Source organism: Bacillus silvicola (assembly GCF_050524305.1).
Classification (GTDB): Bacteria; Bacillota; Bacilli; order Bacillales; family Bacillaceae_G; genus Bacillus_A; species Bacillus_A cereus_AT.
On sequence record NZ_JBNGVC010000006.1, the window covers coordinates 69,413 to 87,760 of the forward strand.

The window sequence follows — 18,348 nt, forward strand, 5'->3', positions numbered from 1 at the left end:
ATATCACCCAATGTTACCAAACTAAAAATTGTATTCAAAAACAAAAAAGCGCTATTCTTTTTGTAAAAATAAACAGAAAGAAATCTAGTTAAACGGAATTTTACTTACATTTAACATGATGGTAATGTGGTGCCCCCCAGATGCACTAAATGTAGACAAAGAAATGAATGAAACGGTTATAGAAATTTCTACTTTTATTTGTAAAGTATCGCTCCTTTCTTACAAAAACCTTAACTTTATTACATCAAAAAGGTTCATTATGAGATCATGTAGAATTAGCATATATCGCAGTATTTTATAATTGAAGAGGTGATTATGCTGAAGGATTTAACAAAATCACAAAACTCATCACGTGGTCTGAGAGGGTATTTGGAATCCTATCCGTTAACTTCATTTTTTATAATGGCATATGTATTCTCGTGGGTTGTTTTAATTCCATTTATCTTATCGCAATGGGGTATTCTCCCTAAATCAAAAGCGTTTGATATTTTCTTTTATGCCAATGTATTTGCAGGTCCTATGTTAGCAGCGTATATTATGTTTCACACTCTTGAAGGCAAAGAGTCATGGAAAAAAGTTAGAAAAAGCATCATATCTATTAAAGTTGGTTTGAAGTGGTACTTGTTTACTCTCATCGTTATCCCTGCTGTAATGTTTCTAGGTATGGTGATAGTAAATGGAGGGATACCTACTTTCCATAGCTTAAATATTGAATTTTTTGTAAACTATCTCATCTCTTTTGTAGCTATTTTCTTTCTCGGCGGACCCTTCCCTGAGGAAATCGGATGGCGCGGTTTTGCTCTACCTCGATTACAATCGAAATTTGGACCACTAAAAGGTACATTACTACTAAGTGTTTTGTGGGCATTTTGGCATCTTCCGCATTTCTTAACGGCTGCACAAAGGGGTGGACCAAGTTCTGACCTTTCAATCCTATATATTCATTTGCCAATTTTTATTTTGCTGTGTTTACCGATTTCAATCATTCTCACTTGGGTCTATAACTGCCATCACGGAAACTTATTTATTGTCATGCTCGTTCATACGAGTGTAAATACGTTTAGTTTGGTACAAACTCATTCCACCAACGCAGTTTTAAAGAATACGGATATATTTGTAGTGATAGGATTAGGCCTTTTAGCTTTGCTTATACTTATTTTCACACGAGGCAACCTTGGATATAAACAAACTGCTAATGATGTAGCGTTCAGTAAGAATGAAAATATAAGTAAATAGATACGAAAAGCATAAAAATGAACTTTGAAATTCATGTACTCATTCCAGATTCCACATAAGATCCTGAGGTAATGGAACTGCTTGAGCAAAGTAAAACAATGTGAAGAGAAATGATAACACAAGAATAAAGTAGTAAGCATTCATGCAAAATGTGCTATAGAAAGAAAGGTTTCTTCTCTACATCGAAGGAGCCTTTTAAATTTTCGTAATATTAATATTGTTAAAAATTCTCATATGCATCATTACAAATAATGGTATATTAGTAAATTTTAGTATTACTTTTTTAACTTGTAAACTATGATACTTGGAGGCGTTGTTGTGTGTAATAAATGGAAACTTGGACTAATGAGTACTCTTCTTGCCTGTACCACTTTTACATCTGTAGCATTCGCGGCAGAAAAACCAGTCGATCAACCCAAATGGGAGGAATGGTTAAACGGTCATGCAAAAAAATTAAATGAACCAACTTCCCAAACAACAGAAGATTTATCATTTCTTAAAGAGGCTGTACAGGACAAGCGTATTGTTGTACTTGGTGAAAGTACGCATGGTGCAAAGGAAATGAATCAATCCAAAATACGTATGATTAAGTACTTACATGAGGAAATGGGATATGATGTGATTGCATTTGAAACAGGGCTTGGGGAAGCAGCAGCTGTTCAGCAAAATATTGATCACTTAACTGCTACAGAAGCAATGAAACAATCTTTATACCTTGTATGGCAAACTGAGGAACTTGAACAATTATTTACCTATATGAAAGAACAAAAAGAAAAAGGAAAGCCACTCACATTAGCTGGTTTTGATATGAATTTGTTTTATAATTCTTCATTCCGCTCCTATGCAAAAGAATGGTTGCAAAAAGTAAATCCAGAAGTGGCGAGTGAGTTTGATGAAGCAGTGTCAGAGTTAATTGAACTAGATAGGTATTACAGTAAATATGAAGGTACGTATCCTTATGATCGATTTAAAGCAGAAATACAGCCCGTAATTAACAAGTTTGAAAAGGTTAGAACATTTATTCAGAATCATAAATCTGAATTGACTCAAGTTGCACCTCATGCTGCGTATGATGTGAATTTCCTTGAGAAATCAATCAGTATACGGATTGATGCGATTAAAACGCATTTAGATGCAGATATGAAAGTCAGAGGTGGCATCCCCTCACCTAACCTGACAGACTATTCTTTTTACATCCGAGATCGAAAAATGGCACAAAACTTCGCATGGCTCACTGAAATGCAGTATAAAAACAAAAAAATCATTGTGTGGGGGCATAATTATCATATTCGAAAACAAAATTCGAAAATGATATCAGACTGGTCGAAGGTGCAACAATACAATTATGTAGCCCCTAATATGATGGATTATCTTCCGCAGCGTATCAAAGACCAAATGTACACGATTGGCGTATTTGCGTATAGTGAAAGCAGTTGGGATGATCGCAATAAAGATGTTATTCTTGTAAATAACGAACATGAAGAACAAAGCGTTGAAAAAATCATCAGCACAGTGGGAAGTCCCCATGTTTTCGTTAACTTAAAAGGAGAAAGTAACCGACCAGAAACTTCATGGATGTTTACTCCTACTGCAGCAAGTTATTGGGGAATAAAAGAAAATGAAGAAATCATGATTCCGACAGAACAATATGATGGCATTCTATGGTTAGAAAAGACTACGCCTTCTGTCCTTAAGTAAATGAAAAGAGCTCCCATAAATCAATTAAAGGGAATGTATAAATAAGTATTAAATTTACATTTAAAATACAACTAGACAGTTAGGAGGAATAATCATAATGGATACTATACAACAAAACAGTAATGCATGGGATAAGAAGGTTGAAGAAGGTTCTAGATACACGCAACCTGTAAGTAGCGAGATTATTAAAAAAAGTAAATCAGGTGAATGGGAAATCACAGTCACCACAGAAAAATCAGTTCCTAGAGATTGGTTTCCAAAGTCATTAGAGGGATTAAAGATACTTTGTTTAGCATCAGGTGGCGGACAACAAGCACCAGTTCTAGCTGCTGCTGGAGCAGATGTAACAGTTACTGATATATCTAAGAAGCAATTGGAACAAGATGAAAAGGTAGCAAAACGGGAGGGTTTGACTTTAAAAACAGTACAAGGAGATATGTCAGACCTTAGTGATTTTGAAGATAGATATTTTGATATTGTTGTAAATCCTGTTTCTAATTTGTTTGTAAAAGATGTTCATCTTGTATGGAATGAAGTTTCAAGAGTTTTAAAGAATAAAGGCATTCTTATTTCTGGATTTACAAATCCTTTACTATGGATTTTTGATGACAACCAAGAACAAAAAGGCATTCTTGATGTTAAACATTCAATACCTTCATCAACATTGGATTATTTACCAGAGAATGAAGTTCAAGATTACATCAATTCAAATCAAACAATAGAATACGCACATACTTTAGAAGACCAAATCAAAGGTCAAATTGAAGCTGGTTTTGTTATAACGGGTTTTTATGAGGATGATTTTGGTGGAACAAGGATATTAGATAAGCATATTAAAACCTTTATTGCCACTAAAGCTATAAAGTTACAGGTTGATTAAGAATTTTGGCTTGTTACACGGGGTATTAGTCGAAGAAGGCTCTTAAAAACGGTAAAAATTCAATATATGTCAAAAAGGATGGCACTTGCCATCCTTTTTCCCTTGTGTATTTTGAGTGTCAAAACTATTATCAAAACAAGTTTTACACCTCTTAACTGAACACATTATACAAATAAGCGACGCTTCTTTTTTATTCAGCAAGCGTTAACTGCCAAGACACACCATACTTATCATTTAACCAGCCAAATTTTTTACTAAACGGATAAGATCCTAGAGGCATAAGTACTGCTCCATCTTGAGCTAGTTTATTAAAAGCCGTTTCAATTTCTTCTTCCGTATCACAAGTTACATAAAGAGACATAGCTGGTGTAAATGTAAAATTATGATTTACATAACTATCAATGCACATGAACTCTTGCCCGTGTAACGTAAAAGTTGCATGAATTACAGTTCCCTCTTTACCAGGTCCATTTTCATCATAGCGAGAAATATTTACAATTTCTGATTGATCAAATAGCGACGTATAAAAGTTCATCGCTTCCTCAGCTTTGCCCTCAAACATTAAAAACGTAGTAATTTTTTGATTTGTGTTACTCATATGGACACAACCCCTTGTTATGTATTTATGTAAAACATACATCGGCTAACAAAAACCGAACATACATTCCTATAAATGTATTGTCTATAAAAACGATGAGTTTGTCAATTATCTACATTATTATTTCTTCTTAAATAATGCTGCCCAAAGAAATGATTCTCCAAACATATCATTTGGTTGCTCAATCTGTTCCATCTTTCTAATTTCAATCACTTCAAATCCCTTAAATATCTCTCTTAATTTTTCTTCCGAATAAGCAAGACCACCTTGTAGACTCCACCCTCTATATACATCCCAATCTGTTATTTCTGAACCATTTCTCTCATCTAAATCGCCTGCTGCAAAACACGTTAATCCAAAATAACCACCCGATTTCAATGCGTTTTTAATTAAATCCACATAATTTATTCTTCTATGCGGTGGAATATGATGTAAACAACCCGAATCGTATACAAAATCAAATTCATTTTGACCCTCTAAATTAAAAATCGAATCACAAATAAAATCAATTTCTATTCCTTTTGCCAATGCCCTCTCTTTCGCCCAATTAATTCCTTCTACAGATAAATCCACTGCAGTTACATCAAATCCTTCAGTCGCTAAATAAATTGCATTTCTTCCTGGACCACATCCAAGTTCTAATACTTTCCCTTTTAAAACTCTTTCTTTTTGTATATACGAAACTAGATTCTCATCTGGAACATTTGCAAAAAACGGAACGTCCTTTTCTCTATTTGCATAAAATTCATTCCAAAATGGTTCTGCTGGTCTTAATAATGAATCAAGCATTTTTAAAATATCTTCTTGTGTATGTAACGTTTCATTTTTCATTTGTACGCCTCCACGTTTCAATAGTCAGAAAATTATTATATATCCTTTTTGATTTTCTGACAAAGAAAAAACTCCTACATTCAATAGGAGTCAAAAATATTCTCTCTTTAAAATCCAAGTATAGATAACCATTTTAACAACTTCTCTTCTCGCGCTTTTAAATCATCGTTCCTAAGCTTACCTAACTGTATTTCACTTACAATTTCTCCGTCCACCATAAATAGGACTCTTTCTGTTTTCGCTGCTACCTTTACATCATGAGTCACTAACATAATAGTAGTTCCATCACGGTTAATATTTAATAATATTTGCATTACCTCTTCTGTTGATTTTAAATTTAGGGCACCGGTTGGTTCATCAGCAAAAATAATATTTGGATTATTGATGAGCGCTCTACAAATGGAGACTCTTTGTAATTGTCCTCCAGATGATTCGGTTATATAATGGGTCGCTATATCGCTTATCCCCATCTTTTCCATCAATTCAAAAGCACGTTTATTTATCGTTTTCTTACTCTCGCATTTCGCTAAATATGCTGACAAGATGATATTATCAAGTAGATTCAAATTTCTAAGAAGATTACTTTGTTGAAAAATAAATCCTATTTCATTAAGACGTATTTTTGCTAATGCCACTTCTTTCATACATGATATTTCTTTACTATTAATTTTCACACTTCCTGATGACATTTGATCCATTCCACTAATATTATATAGTAACGTCGATTTCCCAGAACCCGATGGTCCCATGACCGATACAAACTCTCCTTCATTTATCTCTAAATCTATATTTTTTAACACATGATAATTTCTGTTTCCATCTATTGAGTATTTTTTATTTAATTGTTTTACTTCTAAAATTTTTTTCAAATTACACACCTCCTACTCCCCATTTCCTTTTAAATCATTTGTTTGTTTCACAGTAAAACTACTGAAAAATGATGTTGCGGCCACAGATATAAATAAAATAGCTGGACATATTACGTAAGATACGATTGGATTAACAATAAATTTTATGTGAGCCATTCCTATAAATGAGCCTAACCAACTTACTAACATTTCTCCAAACGTAGCAGCTAGAAATGTCCCTGTTAAAATACCAATTAACACTATAGCAATAGAACGAGTTATATACTGTATACGAATATCCTTGTAAGAAAAGCCTATACTTTTCATAATTAATATTTGCGAAGAGTCTTTTGCCAATTGCATTTTAAAAAACATCGCAGTAATTAAAACTGATATCAATATCGCAATCAAAATAGCTACTTGAGTTACGAGTCTTAATTGTTTAATTGTTTCTCCTAAAGTTTGCGTTAAATAATCATCCGTATCTGTTATTTTTGCAGAATGAAAATTGTGTTTATATTCCTTCACTTTTTCTTGCAGATTCACAGTAGGCTTCATATCTACATTTACTACATACCATAATATATTTTCTTTATTATAAGAGAAGCTCGCTTTAGCTGTTTTCCCACCATTCGTTACATCTTGGTACATACCACTAATAGTTAATGCTTTCTCTTTTCCTTCTACAAATAAAACAATCTTATCCCCTACATTCTTTTTTAATTCATTTGCGTTCATATAAGAAAGAGAAATTTCATTTTCATTTTTTGGTGCCATACCTTGAATAAAGTCTAATGGAAATTTAGTGAAGTCTCCCACTTCTACATTTAAGTTTTCATGTGTACCATCAGCTTTTACTATTTTAAATGTACTCGTTACAAATGCTGCATATTTTTCTACTTCTTCATCATTTCGTAAATATGATATGACGTCCTTAAATCGTTTCTCTATATTTTCAGTTTGCTGTAAATCTATTCGAATATCACTTTTTCCTGTTCCCATATAATTTACAAACTTCGGTGACTGAATCGTATACAAACAATTAACAGGTACAACAATCATAAATACAGCTATGATTAAAACGATACTTAATACGCGATATAACTTAAATCGTTTTACTACATCTTGTATACCAATAAATATATTTACATTTGTAATTTTAGTTTGATAGAGAGAAAAAGAACTTTTAAACTTCCTCTTTCCTAGATTATCTCTTGATCGTAAAGCATCTATTGCTGTAATTCTCCTGAAATTTCGCAAAATGATACGACAGAAAAGGATAACTGCTATAAATAGCAGAGTTATAACTATTAATGGTACAATAAAATGTAAAATACTTGTATTTGCTGTTCCCATATAAAGTGAGATATTAGAGGTGAATATTTTTGTAACAAATAATGAAAAAATATATCCACATATACATCCGCTAGCAGCAATAACAATATATTTTGTTACATATAATTTTTGAATCTCTTTACTTGTAATGCCGATAGCTTTCATAACACCAATTTCCCGATAATCTTCTTCCATTGAAGTCATAATCGTAAATCTAATACATAAAATCGCGATTAGCATTAATAATGCACTTATTATGATAAGTACTGCAGCTATTGTTCCATCTGCTAATGAATTGAGTGTTTTAAAGAGTGAATAAGTAATAGAGGGACCTTTTTGAGGTAAGTTCGATGACTCGTATAAAGTTTCAAATACATTTATTTTATCTAAATCTGTTAGCTGAAATTCAATAAGATATTCGCTTTCTCCAAAATTTCTTTTTATTCTTTCGAAGTCTTCATCGCTTATTACAAATCGTTTTGAACTAACAATTGATGGGCTCATTTGAACATCACGAACAAATGCCGAAATAGTAAATTCTAGTTCATTATTATTTTTAACAACCCATATTTTATCTCCAATACGCAAATTATATTTTTGCATATAATAAATTGGTACACCTATTTCCCCTTTCCTAACATCAACCACTTCATTATTTAAATCTAATAAAAAGTCAAAATTAGTATTTTGTTTAACGAGACTAATGTCCATTACACTATTATGTTCCGCTTGATTTCTCTTCTTTATAAAAATGTTAGATCCGCCTACTTGAATCATCTCTGCCGTTTGCTGCTTTTTTACAAAAGAAGTTTTTGCAACAAATGAATCAATTGACTTTTGATTTATTTCTCCAGCATGCATTTGTACGAAGTGTGGTGCGTTTGATACTTTAAACAATTGCTCCATTGAGTTCAATAGATTTATAACGTTACTTGAAGCACTAGCCATTAACAGACTCGATAACATGATAAACATAAATAAAATGGTAATTATCATTTTATTTTGAGAGAAATCTCTTTTTAACATTCTCCTAATCATATTAAGTTAGTTCCCTTCATTCCATAATATTTTCTTCGTCACTATCGCTATTATTATCATTATTAGACTAATAGCTAATATAAGTAAATAAATTTTCACACTGAATTCTTCAAACATAAAACCATAAACAACTTGCCCAATTGGCGCCATACATTGAGATACCGCTGTTATAATTGCCATTACCTTTCCTAGGTTTTCATTTGGTGTTTTCTTTTGAACTACAGTAATCACATAGATGGATACAATCGTCATAATCATTGCAATTAGAATAGAAGAAAGTATAAAGAGGATAAATGGTGGGTAGTGTCCTAAATTAAGAATAAATGGTGTGACTGATAGCGCCACTGGTATTACTAATAGAGCTATAATAAGCATCCAATAATATAATGTTTTCATCTGTAACTTTTTAGCAAAAAAACCGATTGACAATGCACCTAATATGGTTGCAAAATCAATTAACCCCATCCCAATTCCATACATCGTATCGCTACTCTGCATAGTTACTCGTAAAATAATAGGTCCTCCAACAACAAATAACGGTGTCAAAATTAAGTTTAGTAAAGCTGCAAGTAACATAGCCTTCAAAATAAATGGCTGTTTTAAAACATATATAAATCCTTCTTTCATATCCTTTACAATTGTCGGTATTATATGGCTTTCTTGCGCTCTTTTTATAAATGGTATTTTAATAAACATTTCTAAAATCGCAGATAAAAAGAAAGCGAGGCAACTTATTATTACGAGCATTTTCAAACCAATTATGCCGTACAATATTCCTCCTAATACAGGGGCAACTATATTAGATAACGCTTGCACACCATTTACGATACCGTTCGCTTGTTCTAACTTTTTCTCTGGAACTAATTGAGGAATACTCGCCATTACAACTGGTGCGTACATTGCACTGATGATTGCTAGTAAAAACATAATTGTTCCAATCAATATAATAGATACAGATCCAATAAATAATAAAACTATAAAGCTTAATACAATCGCAGCGTTTATAAAATCAAAAATAACCATTAAATTACGGCGATTGAAACGATCTGCTATCGCTCCGCCAAAAGGGGCTAGCAAAAATGGAATACTCGTTACCGCATATAGTCCTGCGAATATATCAGCACGCCCTGTTATATCTAGTACATATAATGACAAAGCAAAACGTAAAAGTGTTGAACCTAAAATAGTAATAATTTGCCCACTCACCATTAAATAAAAATCTTTCATCGAAGGTTTTATACTAATAGACATCATAATCACACCCTCCCTTTAATTTAGACCGACTGTCGGTCTATAATATACAAACAGAAAACTATTATTTCTGTTTCATTAAAACCTCTATCATATAATCAAAGGATCCTTCTTTCGCTCCAACAGAGGCTTCCATCATTTTAATATATGCTTTCGCTCTCCTCATCATTTCTTCAGGTTTCCATTGGAATAACCCATCATCAAATATAACTTGCGCTGAGGATAGTAATAGTTCAATCGTTTCTTGTGGATATTGAGTAGAAAATATTCCTTCTTCAATTCCTTGCACTAAAACTTCTGTTAATACAGGAGATAAATGTATAATGGATTGCACTAAACTTTTTTGATGCATTTCTGCATTATTTGGCTGATGAAATTGCTCAATCATTTTATCTTTTACATCCCCTGATTTTGGCGATTGCTCCATTAAAACTCGAAATAACTTTTCTAATACTGGGATATTTGGATTAGAGACGATTATTTTCGCTTTAGCAACATCATCTTTAATGATCCTCATAATGATCTCATCCATTACTTCTTCTTTCGACTTAAAATAGTGATAAAACGTCCCCTTCGCTATCCCTATCTCTTTTAAAATGTCATTTACTGTTGTTTTCGTATAACCTTTCGTAACAAACAAACGTTCAGCAGTTTCTAAAATTTCCTTTCTACGCTCCTCATACTCCTTTACTATTCGCATTCAAGTTCTCCTTCCCATCAGACCGACTGTCGGTCTATTTAAATTATATGTTTAGTTAGTAAAAAGTTTCCTATTATTGTACATATACACCATCCTACTTTCTATTTCCTTTATGAATTTTAAATTTTTTAATACGGTGAATGAAATTTTAAAGGTTGTTTCTATGCAATCACTCTTGTACTTATATCGACTTCGTTGCATAAAAACAAAAAAGAGCCGCAACGCTTTGCGACTCTTTTTGAATAATAACTGTTTAACGGCCACGTCTTTGCTGACCTTGTTTTGTACTACCTTTTTTATTACTTGGCTTATTAAATGATCGATTGTTATCAATTCTCGAACTATTTCTTGAATCACTTCTTGAGCTATTTCTCGAATCACGTCTTGATTCACTTCTTGAACCTTCACGGCTATCTCTTTGACGATATTGACCTGATTTCTTTGGAGCCGGCTTTTGTACCGGTTTTCCATTTTCATCTACATTTTTTATCATCGGTTGTTCGATTATTTGTCTTTGTATTGGTGCACCAAGCGTTTTTTCAATTTCTTCTAAATGTTTTTCATCTTTCGCTGCAACGAACGTAATTGCAAGACCTGATCCACCTGCACGTCCTGTTCGGCCAATGCGGTGAATATAACTTTCTACATCTTCAGGGATATCAAAGTTAAATACGTGCGTTACACCATCTACATCAAGTCCACGAGCTGCTACATCCGTTGCGATTAAGTACTGAATTTTAGCTTCGCGGAAACTCTTCATAACTCTTTCACGTTTCGCTTGAGGTATATCACCATGAAGTTCAGCACAATTATAACCTAGTCCTTTTAAATTATCATAAAGCTTACTTGCTCTAACCTTTGTACGACAGAAAATAACTGCTAAAAATGGCTGATCACGATCCATAACAAAACGAAGTGCATCTGGCTTTGCACGATCTGTCGTCTCAATGACACGCTGCTCAATTGTATCTACCGTTACTTCTTCACTTTGTACTTGAATCATTTGCGGCTCATCCATATAACGTTTCGCCAATTTTTTAATATCTTTTGGCATCGTTGCTGAGAATAACATCGTTTGTTTACTACCAGGTGTCTCATCTAAAATATCTTCAATATCATATAAGAAACCGAAATAAAGCATTTGATCTGCTTCATCTAGTACAATCGTTGAAAGATTACTTAAATCAATTGTTTCACGTCGTATATGATCTAATAATCGTCCTGGTGTTGCTACAACAATATGTGTATTACCTTTTAACTTTCTCAATTGTTGCGCTACATCTTGTCCGCCGTAAATCGCTAGTACATTAATATCTTCTCTTTGAACAAGCATTTTTTTAATTTCAGTTGTAATTTGCAGTGCTAGTTCCCTTGTTGGTGCAACAATTAAAGCCTGAACATCACTAGACTCTGGATCGATTTTTTCTAAAATAGGTAAAACGAATGCGAGTGTTTTACCTGTTCCAGTTTTTGCTTGACCAATTATATCTTTACCTGACAGTATAACAGGAATTGCTTTCTCCTGAATCGGTGTTGCTTCTGTAATTCCATTTTCACGTAATGTATGATTAAACGTTTCACTAATTCCTAATTCTAAAAAGTTTTTCAAATAGACCACTTCTTTTCCTTATTTTTCACATTAGCTTTCATTGTACCATTTGTTTCGCCAAATATGAAAAATAAAAAAATTCTTATCTTCTTTTTTTATATTCATCATGTACTAGGTGGACAAATTCTTTTTGCTTTTTCTCGGAATTTATTAATGCTTCCATGTTAGTAGAAGACAAAATGAACCTTTTAATTTTTCTATTACTCCAAATTAATCTTGTATACTTTGTATCTTCGTGTAGCCTTCGAAACCACTCAAATTCACTTAATTTTGCGATATGATGTTTTAATTTCATATCATTTCGAGGATAAAACAAAATAACATTTGCTATTACATCAAATAACGAACCCACGTTCCTCCCTCCTATAACCACTTTTAAAGTATATACGTTCTCCCATACATATATATTTCAATGTTACGGAAATATAATTATAGGGTGATAAAATTGACCACTACATTAATAAAGATTTTCTGCATATTTTTCTTACTATATTTTCAATCCACCACAATTATAATGGCGAAATCTCAAACAGATGTAATCAGTGAATTCAAACATGCTTTACTCAAAAATGATAAAAAATTAATGCAGTCATATGTAACAGAAGGAGTTGAACTACCTACTTTCCAAAAGGACAAACCTATTCATGAAATTAAAATAGTACCATCTCCAAAAGAAGATACTACAATTCTTATTTCTTATTCCAAAGACACTGATAATGAATTTACTATCGGTTGCATTTTAGAAATAGTAACAAAGAATAATAAAATATCTCAAATTAATCAAATTTATGATGGAACGAATCCATTTATGAAAGAAGCTACTACTGTAAAAGAATATGAAATGAAGTGTAAGGAACATATACTTACTCCTACAAAATTCCCGTTCGAAATTCACGAATTTCAAGGGTACATCTATAACGATTACTTAAACCTCCAATACTACAATGAAGATATTAATGGGATTTTTAAAATCACTGTTTCACCAGTTCAAAACAAATTAGGCTTCTATGTACATAGGGGAGCTAAGTTCTATAGCTTAAAAAATAATATAAAAGCATTATATAATCCTCATTTTGATTCAGCATATGAACTTATCTTTCAGAAGAATGGTTTTCAATATACAATTGCAATTGGTAACAAACTATACATAAAAAGAAAATACAATGTTACTGATTTGATAAGAATTGCGGAATCTATGAATTAAAAACCCGATCTTTTCGATATAAGAAAGATCGGGTTTTTAATATTTTATATAACGAGTGTTCCTCCTAATAATGGGCTAACACAAGTGAAAAAATTTTTAATAGTATTCTTAATCAGCATTTTTATCTTTCTTATCACTGTGATCATTTTTATATGAATATGATAACAAACTAATAACAATTAACCAAAAGACTGAGTTTTGTATCCATTCCGATACTACAGGGATTTGGAACGTTATAAACCCTAGCATAAGACTAAATACAATAATAACTAATTTATGCATATAATTCCCCTTTTTATCTAATTGTATTTTAAAAATGATAGGAGAACAATAGACACTACTTCAATGCTATTTTTAAACATCTATATAAGTTGAATTAAAAGGTTACAGCTACTGTTTGTCGAAATATAATAAGTAACATATATTGACAAATGGAGCGGAGCAAAATGACACATGTACACCAAAACGAAAAAGAAAGCCTACTTGTAGCAATGAAAACGACTAAAACGAAACGAATGTATGAACGTTATCAAACGATCTATTTCTATGTACAAGGCTTTTCTATAAAAGAAATAATGAACATGATTGGTCGTTCTGAAAAAACAATCTATAATTATGTGAATGCTTACAAAGAAAAAGGATTGCATGGCTTACTCATGGGACAATCAACAGGAGCACCACGTAAATTAGCCCCTGAACAAGAACAGGAGTTAGTTCAAGTGATTGCATCTCATCTACCCGTTGATGTTGGATTTCCAGCTAAACATAATTGGACTTTATCCATTATCGCTTCTTTCATTAAAAGAGAATGGAACGTAAGTTACACACTTCGCGGGGTGTCTCGACTTTTACATGATTTAGGGCTTAGTTACACAAAACCGACGTATACATTAGCGAAAGCAGACCCGGTGAAACAACAAGAGTTTAGGGAAGTTACCTTCCCCGCCTATAAAAAAAAACTTTTAAACGAGGAGATTGACCATCTTCTGTTTCAAGATGAGTCCATGATCCGCGATTACCAAGCACTGCAGCATACATGGTTTTTAAAAGGAAAACAACGCAGTATTCCTACTTATGGGAAACACCAAGGTGTTAAACTTATTGGTACACTTAATTATGAAACAGGTGAGTTAGTTTGTGTAGAAGAGGAGCGGTATGATGCCGAAGCATTTCTTCGTTTTCTTCAGCATGTACTTGAACTGTATCCCAACGGGAAAATAGCTCTTATTCTAGATAATGCGCGTATTCATCATGCGAAGCTCATCCAACCACTTTTAAGGAAACACTGTCATCGCTTAGAATTAGTGTTTTTACCTCCCTACAGTCCCGATTTAAATTTAATTGAAGGGGTATGGAAATGGCTCAAATCAGACATCATTCATAATGTTTTTTATTCATCGATTTATGAAATTCAAAAAAATGTACAGGCTTTTATTCAGGAATTAAATCGCACACCTGAAAAAGTGATCGATCGATTATGCATTCGATTGTAATCTTTTAATTCAACTTATATATTTCATTTTTGAAGTGACTTTATTATTCGTGAACAAATATAAATTTTTATACAGTAAGTTTTCCTCCATGATAGCAATAATAGCTTGTCGCTTTAAGGTTTTTAATTTTCTTTAAAGACTCTTCCGCTTTTTCTATATTTAAACAAAACTTCCGATTAGCTATAACTAATTCTTGATTCTCTTGAACCGCTGCATCGCCCGTAATTACACAGTTTAAATTCGGAAAATATAATGAAATATGCCCCGAAGTATGCCCTGGCGTCGTCACTATTTTACATTCATTATTCAAAATCATTTGACCATCATGTACTTTTTCATCAACAGGAATATGCCTTACATTTTTTAACTGCTGTATAAACCATTTACCAAATTCTTTTTCTTCATTTGGCATACGTTCTAACATTTCTTCAGCTTGAACCAATCTCTCTGATTTTATATCACCACTAATATAGTAAGATTCAATTTCACTCGCAATTATATTAATTCGAGGATATTTCACTTTAAAATCGTATAAAGACCCTATATGATCGTCATCATAATGAGTAATAATTATATTTTTTAAGTTTTTCATCTCATATCCATGTTTTAAAATTGCATCTTCAATTAAAGGTGAAAAATTTGTATAACCTGTATCTACTAAAGTTAATTCATTGTTTAATATGATTAAGCTCGGATAAATACATTGTTTTCTCTCATTAAATTCGAATTCAATTGGTAGTTCTATTATCTTCATTTTTCTTCCCCCATACCGCTTATTAAATGTTTAATAATAACTGAATCGTCTACATATATTTTACTATACATACTTATGTAACAAAACACTGTGAGTCGTTACATAACCAACATTCTATTATTTTGAACAGGTAATTCCCTATTTTTATGGAATATACAATAAGAAAAACAATAAAATTGATTATTTCCCTACTTCTTTGTCTATCCTTTTAAAAAATCGATGTTTTTGTAAAAGGAGTGTTTATATGGAGAAACAGACACTTTGGAAAAAATTCAAAAAAAGCTCTGTAAACCTCGGTAAATCCAGCGTATATGAAAGTATTATTTTATTCTACACAATGAAAAAGAAAGCGTTACCTACTAAAGCGAAACTTATAATATTAGCCGCTTTATCCTATTACGTATTAACAATTGATTTCATTCCAGATATAGCTGCTATTATCGGGATTGGCTTGTTAGATGATGTTTTAGCAATCGCTATCGCACATAAATATGTTATGCGACATGCTGATGCTGAAATTCGAGAGAAGAGCAAAATAAAAATGGAGTCATTATTTACTTCAGCACAAGCATAATTAAACTATCTATTCATTTACCTAACTTTTCTAGTTTCAAATAAAGTGAACTTTAATTAATGCGAACTCTGTGCACCCCACTGAATATTATTCTTCACCATGCTTTTACAGGATACATCCTTTCGAAAGAAAAAAATTTCTCTTAGCTCTCAAACTAGAGACAAATAGGATGTCAGAACTTGCTCATAAGTTCTGACATCCTATTTTTATTCTTATATACATCTGTTATTCAGTGGAGTCCGAAACGCTTTCAGCAACAGAATCCAGAAGTAGTTTACGTAGTTATATGCGTACCTCTATACAACACCGCTATTGCAGCTGCTATAAGAATCATACCCATAAAAGCGGGTGCAGCATGACCAAGTGATACATATATTTGTCCTCCAATTATAGGGCCAATCATTCTTGCTAAAGCTTGAATAGATTGGCTTCCACCTTGAATCCTTCCTTGTTCACTAGAACTGACAGACTTTGAAAGCATCCCATTGAATGAAGGCCCGAAAATTGAATCACCAAAACCAAACAGTAACATTCCAACGATAAGAAGTGGATAGAGTGAAAATAAAGCTGATGCTGCAATAAAACTGTAGCCAATAATCTCCGAAACCATCCCAAGTATCGCTATTTGTTTATCACTAAGCTTGATCAAAAGCTTTGGCATTATAAAACTTTGTGAAATAATGTCTTGAAAGCCCAAAATTGAAAACATAAGTCCGATTAATGCAGGTTTCCAACTGAAAGTATCCATTGTAAATTGTGTGAAAATTGCTTGTAAAGATCCGTTAGGTATCCAAAGTAAAAATGCTGAGACAAGTAACCATTTTAAGTTTTTCATGGAAAGTATGTTTGCAAGCTGTGCAAAAGGATTCAACCTTACAAAAGTAATCTCTTTCAACCTATTATTTCTGTCAAGGCTCTCAGGCATGTATTTGATCCCATAAACAACATTTAATAAAGTTATGATTGCTCCAAAATACATAGGTACAGTATCACCAAACTTGGCAAGTAATCCCCCAAGTGTTGGGCCAATGATAGTTCCCGCACCTACAACTGCACTCACCCATCCAAAGTATTTCGTTCTCTGTTCTGGAGGAATGATGTCTGCAAAATATGCGAAGATAGTACTTATGCTCCCGCCTGTTATACCTTCTATTATGCGTCCAGCAAATAGTACCCATAAAGCCCCTCCTATACCAAAAACTAAGTACCCGAGTGCAGAACCGAAAAGGCATATTAAAAGTAATGGACGACGACCATATTTATCGCTTAAAGCCCCGAGTGCAGGAGCAGCAAAAAACACGCAAACCGCATAAACAGAGGTCAATAGCGTAACAACTAGAGCCTGTTCTTCCGGACTACTTATATAAGGCTGCACTAAGAATGGCACTACAGGCATAATGATGCTGAAACCTATACCACAAAGAAATACAGAAATAAGGCCGAATATTAAAGCATGTTTATCTATGTTTTTTTCAGTTTCGCTTTCATTTTGTGATCTAAAAATAGACATTTAACTTCTCTCCCCAAAACACTTTGTTGCTTCGTCAACAAAATAATAACCCTGTTTTGTTGATTAGTCAACAAAAATACAATAATAAAAAGGTAGCCTTACTATGAACAGGCTACCTTTTTATTATTTAAATGTATCCCGCACGAACGGAAAAATAAGTTAGTTTTTGGGATTAACTACCCGTAAAAGCCCGAATGCTTCAACTTTATTATGACTTAATATGTATACCTTGTTTCTTTATTTCTGCATCCAAATGCCTACTATACTTTTCCACGAAGCTAATTATACTTTCGAATTCTTCCTCAGTTACTTGCTCAAATACGGCTTTATCTCGCTCTTGAAACTCTTTGTGCAGATCTTCATGGATTTTATAAATTTCTTTCCCTTGTTCAGTAAGCCTAAAATAAATTTCTTTCTTATTTTCCGACTTTTGATAGCTTTCAATAAGGCCTTTTTGCATAAGCTTCTTAGTCATTCTACTTATAGCACCACGAGTCACATAAAAAGCCTCTGCAAGTTGTGTCACATTAGAATCCGCATTATTTTCAATATATTCAATGCAGTGGACTTCCGAAGACTTAAAACCCTTAAGACCTTCTTCCATCTTATCTTTATTAAGCCAAACCATCTTATTATATAATTCCCTTAAACCGTTAATGACCTGTTCTTCTTTATTCATGACCTACCCTCCTAACCGCTCATTAGCACATTAAAACTATTATATTAAATTTCTGCTTACGTTTCGACAATATTGAAATAATTATTGTAACATTACAAGATATGCGTAAA

The 18,348-nt window shown here is 32.8% G+C and carries 18 protein-coding genes; 6 read left to right on the forward strand and 12 right to left on the reverse strand.

The window, feature by feature from the left end; translation table 11 throughout:
- Nucleotides 1-315 precede the first annotated feature (315 nt).
- From ACP6L7_RS10790 to ACP6L7_RS10800, 3 genes are all read left to right on the forward strand, one after another.
- Nucleotides 316-1,236 carry a CPBP family intramembrane glutamic endopeptidase gene (locus tag ACP6L7_RS10790; protein WP_097833276.1) on the forward strand — a complete coding sequence of 307 codons (921 nt, stop codon included), beginning with the start codon at nucleotides 316-318 and terminating at the stop codon, nucleotides 1,234-1,236.
- A 318-nt stretch (nucleotides 1,237-1,554) separates the two neighbouring features.
- Entirely contained in the window at nucleotides 1,555-2,934 is a 1,380-nt protein-coding gene (locus ACP6L7_RS10795) for an erythromycin esterase family protein (protein WP_141533587.1), read from the forward strand.
- A gap of 97 nt (nucleotides 2,935-3,031) precedes the next feature.
- Nucleotides 3,032-3,814 carry a class I SAM-dependent methyltransferase gene (locus tag ACP6L7_RS10800; protein ID WP_430529219.1) on the forward strand — a complete coding sequence of 261 codons (783 nt, stop codon included), beginning with the start codon at nucleotides 3,032-3,034 and terminating at the stop codon, nucleotides 3,812-3,814.
- Between the two features lie 190 nt (nucleotides 3,815-4,004).
- Here the strand turns inward: ACP6L7_RS10800 and ACP6L7_RS10805 are convergent, their stop codons facing one another.
- The 8 genes from ACP6L7_RS10805 to ACP6L7_RS10840 form a co-directional block, all read right to left on the reverse strand.
- Nucleotides 4,005-4,412: a VOC family protein gene (locus ACP6L7_RS10805; RefSeq protein ID WP_097833274.1), complete on the reverse strand. Its 408-nt coding sequence runs from the start codon at nucleotides 4,410-4,412 to the stop codon at nucleotides 4,005-4,007.
- Nucleotides 4,413-4,532: 120 nt separating this feature from the next.
- Nucleotides 4,533-5,243 carry a class I SAM-dependent methyltransferase gene (locus ACP6L7_RS10810; protein ID WP_097833273.1) on the reverse strand — a complete coding sequence of 237 codons (711 nt, stop codon included), beginning with the start codon at nucleotides 5,241-5,243 and terminating at the stop codon, nucleotides 4,533-4,535.
- A 107-nt stretch (nucleotides 5,244-5,350) separates the two neighbouring features.
- Nucleotides 5,351-6,112 (reverse strand): ABC transporter ATP-binding protein, encoded by a 762-nt coding sequence (locus ACP6L7_RS10815; protein ID WP_141536789.1) that lies wholly within the window; start codon nucleotides 6,110-6,112, stop codon nucleotides 5,351-5,353.
- Nucleotides 6,113-6,124: 12 nt separating this feature from the next.
- Nucleotides 6,125-8,464, reverse strand: a complete 2,340-nt coding sequence (locus ACP6L7_RS10820) for an ABC transporter permease (protein ID WP_097833271.1) — start codon at nucleotides 8,462-8,464, stop codon at nucleotides 6,125-6,127.
- Nucleotides 8,465-8,470: 6 nt separating this feature from the next.
- Nucleotides 8,471-9,718 carry an MFS transporter gene (locus ACP6L7_RS10825; RefSeq protein WP_430529220.1) on the reverse strand — a complete coding sequence of 416 codons (1,248 nt, stop codon included), beginning with the start codon at nucleotides 9,716-9,718 and terminating at the stop codon, nucleotides 8,471-8,473.
- Between the two features lie 61 nt (nucleotides 9,719-9,779).
- Nucleotides 9,780-10,415 carry a TetR/AcrR family transcriptional regulator gene (locus ACP6L7_RS10830; protein ID WP_097833269.1) on the reverse strand — a complete coding sequence of 212 codons (636 nt, stop codon included), beginning with the start codon at nucleotides 10,413-10,415 and terminating at the stop codon, nucleotides 9,780-9,782.
- Nucleotides 10,416-10,668: 253 nt separating this feature from the next.
- The gene (locus ACP6L7_RS10835) at nucleotides 10,669-12,033 is read right to left on the reverse strand and encodes a DEAD/DEAH box helicase (protein ID WP_097833268.1); all 1,365 of its coding nucleotides are present in this window, start codon (nucleotides 12,031-12,033) and stop codon (nucleotides 10,669-10,671) included.
- Nucleotides 12,034-12,106: 73 nt separating this feature from the next.
- On the reverse strand, nucleotides 12,107-12,376 hold the full coding sequence (locus tag ACP6L7_RS10840; RefSeq protein ID WP_097833267.1) for a hypothetical protein: 270 nt from the start codon (nucleotides 12,374-12,376) through the stop codon (nucleotides 12,107-12,109).
- A 60-nt stretch (nucleotides 12,377-12,436) separates the two neighbouring features.
- Here ACP6L7_RS10840 and ACP6L7_RS10845 point away from each other — a divergent pair, with 60 nt between their 5' ends.
- Nucleotides 12,437-13,228, forward strand: coding sequence for a hypothetical protein (locus ACP6L7_RS10845; protein WP_097833266.1), 792 nt, complete (start codon nucleotides 12,437-12,439; stop codon nucleotides 13,226-13,228).
- Nucleotides 13,229-13,336: 108 nt separating this feature from the next.
- On the opposite strand, the gene ACP6L7_RS10850 is transcribed toward ACP6L7_RS10845, so the two are convergent.
- Nucleotides 13,337-13,510 (reverse strand): hypothetical protein, encoded by a 174-nt coding sequence (locus ACP6L7_RS10850; protein WP_170961069.1) that lies wholly within the window; start codon nucleotides 13,508-13,510, stop codon nucleotides 13,337-13,339.
- Nucleotides 13,511-13,674: 164 nt separating this feature from the next.
- Here ACP6L7_RS10850 and ACP6L7_RS10855 point away from each other — a divergent pair, with 164 nt between their 5' ends.
- Nucleotides 13,675-14,721 carry an IS630 family transposase gene (locus ACP6L7_RS10855; protein WP_430528973.1) on the forward strand — a complete coding sequence of 349 codons (1,047 nt, stop codon included), beginning with the start codon at nucleotides 13,675-13,677 and terminating at the stop codon, nucleotides 14,719-14,721.
- 67 nt (nucleotides 14,722-14,788) lie between these two features.
- Here the strand turns inward: ACP6L7_RS10855 and ACP6L7_RS10860 are convergent, their stop codons facing one another.
- On the reverse strand, nucleotides 14,789-15,475 hold the full coding sequence (locus tag ACP6L7_RS10860) for an MBL fold metallo-hydrolase (protein ID WP_097833265.1): 687 nt from the start codon (nucleotides 15,473-15,475) through the stop codon (nucleotides 14,789-14,791).
- 244 nt (nucleotides 15,476-15,719) lie between these two features.
- On the opposite strand from ACP6L7_RS10860, the gene ACP6L7_RS10865 reads away from it, so the two are divergent.
- Nucleotides 15,720-16,049, forward strand: a complete 330-nt coding sequence (locus ACP6L7_RS10865; RefSeq protein WP_097833264.1) for a YkvA family protein — start codon at nucleotides 15,720-15,722, stop codon at nucleotides 16,047-16,049.
- Nucleotides 16,050-16,323: 274 nt separating this feature from the next.
- Here the strand turns inward: ACP6L7_RS10865 and ACP6L7_RS10870 are convergent, their stop codons facing one another.
- Both ACP6L7_RS10870 and ACP6L7_RS10875 read right to left on the reverse strand, forming a co-directional pair.
- Entirely contained in the window at nucleotides 16,324-17,559 is a 1,236-nt protein-coding gene (locus tag ACP6L7_RS10870; protein ID WP_097833263.1) for an MFS transporter, read from the reverse strand.
- Between the two features lie 208 nt (nucleotides 17,560-17,767).
- Complete coding sequence (locus ACP6L7_RS10875) at nucleotides 17,768-18,238, reverse strand: MarR family transcriptional regulator (RefSeq protein ID WP_097833262.1); 471 nt, start codon at nucleotides 18,236-18,238, stop codon at nucleotides 17,768-17,770.
- Nucleotides 18,239-18,348 lie beyond the last annotated feature (110 nt).

Excerpts from the sequence above, each read along its gene's own strand:
- ACP6L7_RS10790 (WP_097833276.1), top strand. The coding sequence starts at position 316 with ATGCTGAAGGATTTAACAAAATCACAAAACTCATCACGTGGTCTGAGA.
- ACP6L7_RS10800 (WP_430529219.1), top strand. The coding sequence starts at position 3,032 with ATGGATACTATACAACAAAACAGTAATGCATGGGATAAGAAGGTTGAA.
- ACP6L7_RS10805 (WP_097833274.1), bottom strand. The coding sequence starts at position 4,412 with ATGAGTAACACAAATCAAAAAATTACTACGTTTTTAATGTTTGAGGGC.
- ACP6L7_RS10810 (WP_097833273.1), bottom strand. The coding sequence starts at position 5,243 with ATGAAAAATGAAACGTTACATACACAAGAAGATATTTTAAAAATGCTT.
- ACP6L7_RS10820 (WP_097833271.1), bottom strand. The coding sequence starts at position 8,464 with ATGATTAGGAGAATGTTAAAAAGAGATTTCTCTCAAAATAAAATGATA.
- ACP6L7_RS10825 (WP_430529220.1), bottom strand. The coding sequence starts at position 9,718 with ATGATGTCTATTAGTATAAAACCTTCGATGAAAGATTTTTATTTAATG.
- ACP6L7_RS10830 (WP_097833269.1), bottom strand. The coding sequence starts at position 10,415 with ATGCGAATAGTAAAGGAGTATGAGGAGCGTAGAAAGGAAATTTTAGAA.
- ACP6L7_RS10845 (WP_097833266.1), top strand. The coding sequence starts at position 12,437 with ATGTTACGGAAATATAATTATAGGGTGATAAAATTGACCACTACATTA.
- ACP6L7_RS10850 (WP_170961069.1), bottom strand. The coding sequence starts at position 13,510 with ATGCATAAATTAGTTATTATTGTATTTAGTCTTATGCTAGGGTTTATA.
- ACP6L7_RS10855 (WP_430528973.1), top strand. The coding sequence starts at position 13,675 with ATGACACATGTACACCAAAACGAAAAAGAAAGCCTACTTGTAGCAATG.
- ACP6L7_RS10860 (WP_097833265.1), bottom strand. The coding sequence starts at position 15,475 with ATGAAGATAATAGAACTACCAATTGAATTCGAATTTAATGAGAGAAAA.
- ACP6L7_RS10865 (WP_097833264.1), top strand. The coding sequence starts at position 15,720 with ATGGAGAAACAGACACTTTGGAAAAAATTCAAAAAAAGCTCTGTAAAC.
- ACP6L7_RS10870 (WP_097833263.1), bottom strand. The coding sequence starts at position 17,559 with ATGTCTATTTTTAGATCACAAAATGAAAGCGAAACTGAAAAAAACATA.
- ACP6L7_RS10875 (WP_097833262.1), bottom strand. The coding sequence starts at position 18,238 with ATGAATAAAGAAGAACAGGTCATTAACGGTTTAAGGGAATTATATAAT.